Origin of the sequence: Myxococcus xanthus (assembly GCF_013116825.1) — a bacterium.
Classification (GTDB): Bacteria; Myxococcota; Myxococcia; order Myxococcales; family Myxococcaceae; genus Myxococcus; species Myxococcus xanthus_B.
Map to the genome: position 1 here is coordinate 1 of NZ_JABFNS010000267.1, position 3,333 is coordinate 3,333.

At 55.3% G+C, this 3,333-nt stretch carries 2 rRNA genes; both read right to left on the bottom strand.

From position 1 onward, the window contains the following. Window positions 1-12 precede the first annotated feature (12 nt). Window positions 13-129, bottom strand: a 5S ribosomal RNA gene (rrf, locus tag HNV26_RS37110). 161 nt (window positions 130-290) lie between these two features. Continuing rightward, window positions 291-3,253, bottom strand: a 23S ribosomal RNA gene (locus HNV26_RS37115). Window positions 3,254-3,333 lie beyond the last annotated feature (80 nt).

A 3,333-nucleotide genomic window follows, 5' to 3' on the forward strand; every position in this document is an offset into this window, starting at 1 on the left:
TTCTCAAAAAGAATCCGGCAGCGACCTACTCTCCCGCGCGGTTTCCCGCGAAGTACCATCGGCTCTGGAGGGCTTAACTTCCGTGTTCGGGATGGGAACGGGTGGGACCCCTCCGACATAGCCACCGGAAAACAAGCGACAGTGCATACAAAGGGTAAGTTTCAATTCATTGCTGAGCGAAGTCTCGCTGTGCGCAGTGTGAGTCTTCCAGGCGAGCGCATCAAGCACTCGAGCCTCGGCCTTGGCCCCGAGTCCCTTACTCCCCTTGAGGGGGCATGCAAGAGAATGGGGAAAGTAAGCCTCACGACCAATTAGTACCGGTTAGCTGAACGTGTTACCACGCTTACACACCCGGCCTATCAACGTCGTAGTCTTCGACGGGTCTTCAGGGGCTTGCGCCCGGGATACCTGGTCTTGAGGTCGGTTTCCCGCTTAGATGCTTTCAGCGGTTATCCAATCGGCACATGGCTACCCAGCGATGCCTCTGGCGAGACAACTGGTACACCAGCGGTGCCTCCAACCCGGTCCTCTCGTACTAAGGTCAGAGCCTCTCAAGTATCCTACGCCCACAGCAGATAGGGACCAAACTGTCTCACGACGTTTTGAACCCAGCTCGCGTACCGCTTTAATTGGCGAACAGCCAAACCCTTGGGACCTGCTCCAGCCCCAGGATGCGATGAGCCGACATCGAGGTGCCAAACCTCCCCGTCGATGTGAACTCTTGGGGGAGATAAGCCTGTTATCCCCGGAGTACCTTTTATCCGTTGAGCGATGGCCCTTCCATTCAGGACCACCGGATCACTATGACCTGCTTTCGCACCTGCTCGACGTGTCCGTCTCGCAGTCAAGCTCCCTTATGCCATTGCACTCGACGCCCGGTTTCCAATCGGGCTGAGGGAACCATCGCGCGCCTCCGTTACTTTTTGGGAGGCGACCGCCCCAGTCAAACTACCCACCAGACAGTGTCCCAATCCCGGCTGACGGGACATGGTTAGACACCAGAAATCAACAGGGTGGTATTTCACCGTTGCCTCCACCGAACCTAGCGGCCCGGCTTCAAAGGCTCCCACCTATCCTACACAGTCAATCCCTAGTGTCACTGTCAAGTTATAGTAAAGGTTCACGGGGTCTTTCCGTCTTGCTGCGGGTAAACTGCATCGGCACAGCTATTTCAATTTCGCTGAGTCCCTCTCCGAGACAGCGCGGAAGTCGTTACTCCATTCGTGCAGGTCGGAACTTACCCGACAAGGAATTTCGCTACCTTAGGACCGTTATAGTTACGGCCGCCGTTTACTGGGGCTTCGGATCATCGCTTCACCTTGCGGCTGACGAATCCCCTTAACCTTCCAGCACCGGGCAGGAGTCAGACCCTATACGTCGGCTTGTCGCCTTCGCAGAGTCCTGTGTTTTTGGTAAACAGTCGCTACCGCCATTTCTCTGCAACCTCTCTCAGCTCCGGCTGTACGCCTTCACCTACCAGAGGCCCACCTTCTTCCGAAGTTACGGTGGAAATTTGCCTAGTTCCTTGGAGGAGAGTTCTCTCAAGCGCCTTAGGATTTTCTCCTCGCCCACCTGTGTCGGTTTACGGTACGGACACCCTGTAAGCTCCCTACGGGACTTTTCTTGGAAGCAGAGCATCAGCGACTTACCCCTTACGGGGCGCCATCGAGTCTCGGGGATAGCTGCCGCGCCTTTATTCGTACGCGACACCCCTACGCCTTTAGACTGACACAACCACCGGTCAGCTCGCCTAGCTTTCTCCGTCCTCCCTTAGTTCAACGCTCACAAGATGGTGCAGGAATATTAACCCGCTTTCCATCACCTACGCCTTTCGGCCTCGGCTTAGGTTCCGACTAACCCTGGGAAGATTAACTTGACCCAGGAAACCTTGGGCTTACGGCGAGGGGGTTTCTCACCCCCTTTAACGCTACTCATTTCGGCATCAGCACTCCCAGCCGCTCCAGCCGCCTTTTCAGTCGACCTTCGCTGCAACTGGGACGCTCCCCTACCGCCACACGCTTTACGTGTGACCCGAAGCTTCGGCACTAGTCTTGAGCCCCGTTACATTTTCGGCGCGGCCTGTCTTGACCAGTGAGCTATTACGCTTTCTTTAAAGGATGGCTGCTTCTAAGCCAACCTCCTGGTTGTCAATGACCTGCCACATCCTTTCTAGTGTTCACTTAGACTAGATTTGGGGGCCTTAGCTGTCGGTCTGGGTTATTCCCCTCTTGCCAATGGACGTTATCACCCACTGACTGCGTCCCGGGATAACAATTGCCGGCATTCGGAGTTTGGTACGGTTTGGTAATCTGGTGAGACCCCTAGCCGTTCCAGTGCTCTACCTCCGGCATTGAATTGCCCGAGCCGATACCTAAATATCTTTCGGGGAGAACCAGCTATCACGGAGTTTGATTGGCCTTTCACCCCTACACACAGCTCATCTCAGAAATTTTCAACTTTCACGAGTTCGGTCCTCCATGCGGTGTTACCCGCACTTCAACCTGGCCATGTGTAGATCACCCCGCTTCGGGTTATAATACACGCAACTATACGCCCTATTCGGACTCGCTTTCGCTCCGGCTCCACCTAACGGCTTAGCCTCGCTACGTATATTAAGTCGCCGAATCATGATGCAAAAGGTACGCTCTCGCACTGGGTTGCCCCGTAGTGCTCGAACTGCTTGTAGACATGCGGTTTCAGGTTCTTTTGACTCCCCTTACCGGGGTTCTTTTCACCTTTCCCTCGCGGTACTTGTTCACTATCGGTCGCCAAGGAGTATTTAGCCTTACCGGATGGTCCCGGCTGATTCAGGCAGGATTGCACGTGTCCCGCCCTACTTGGGTAACCCACTCAGCTCCAACTCGCTTTCGCGTACGCGACTATCACGCTCTTTGGTGCCTCTTTCCAGAGGCTTCCGCTAGCAAGTCAAAGTCCTACCGTGGACCCGCTACCCCGACGCCACTTTCGTGGTTTCGGTTTGGGCTTCTCCCATTTCGCTCGCCACTACTTTGGGAATCACTCATTGTTTTCTCTTCCTCAGGGTACTGAGATGTTTCACTTCCCCTGGTTAGCTCCATTCCACCTATGTATTCAGTGAAAGGTAACGCCGCTATTCGCAGCGCTGGGTTTCCCCATTCGGACATCCCCGGATCAACGCTCGGTTGACAGCTCCCCGGGGCTTTTCGCAGCCACCCGCGTCCTTCATCGCCTCTTGGCACCTAGGCATCCACCGCACGCCCTTAGTAGCTTACTTGCCCTAATCTCTTGTTTCACGCCCGCCTCCCGGCGGATTGTCGAAACTCGAAACCAAGGCCCAGACTCCTGCTCTTCGCA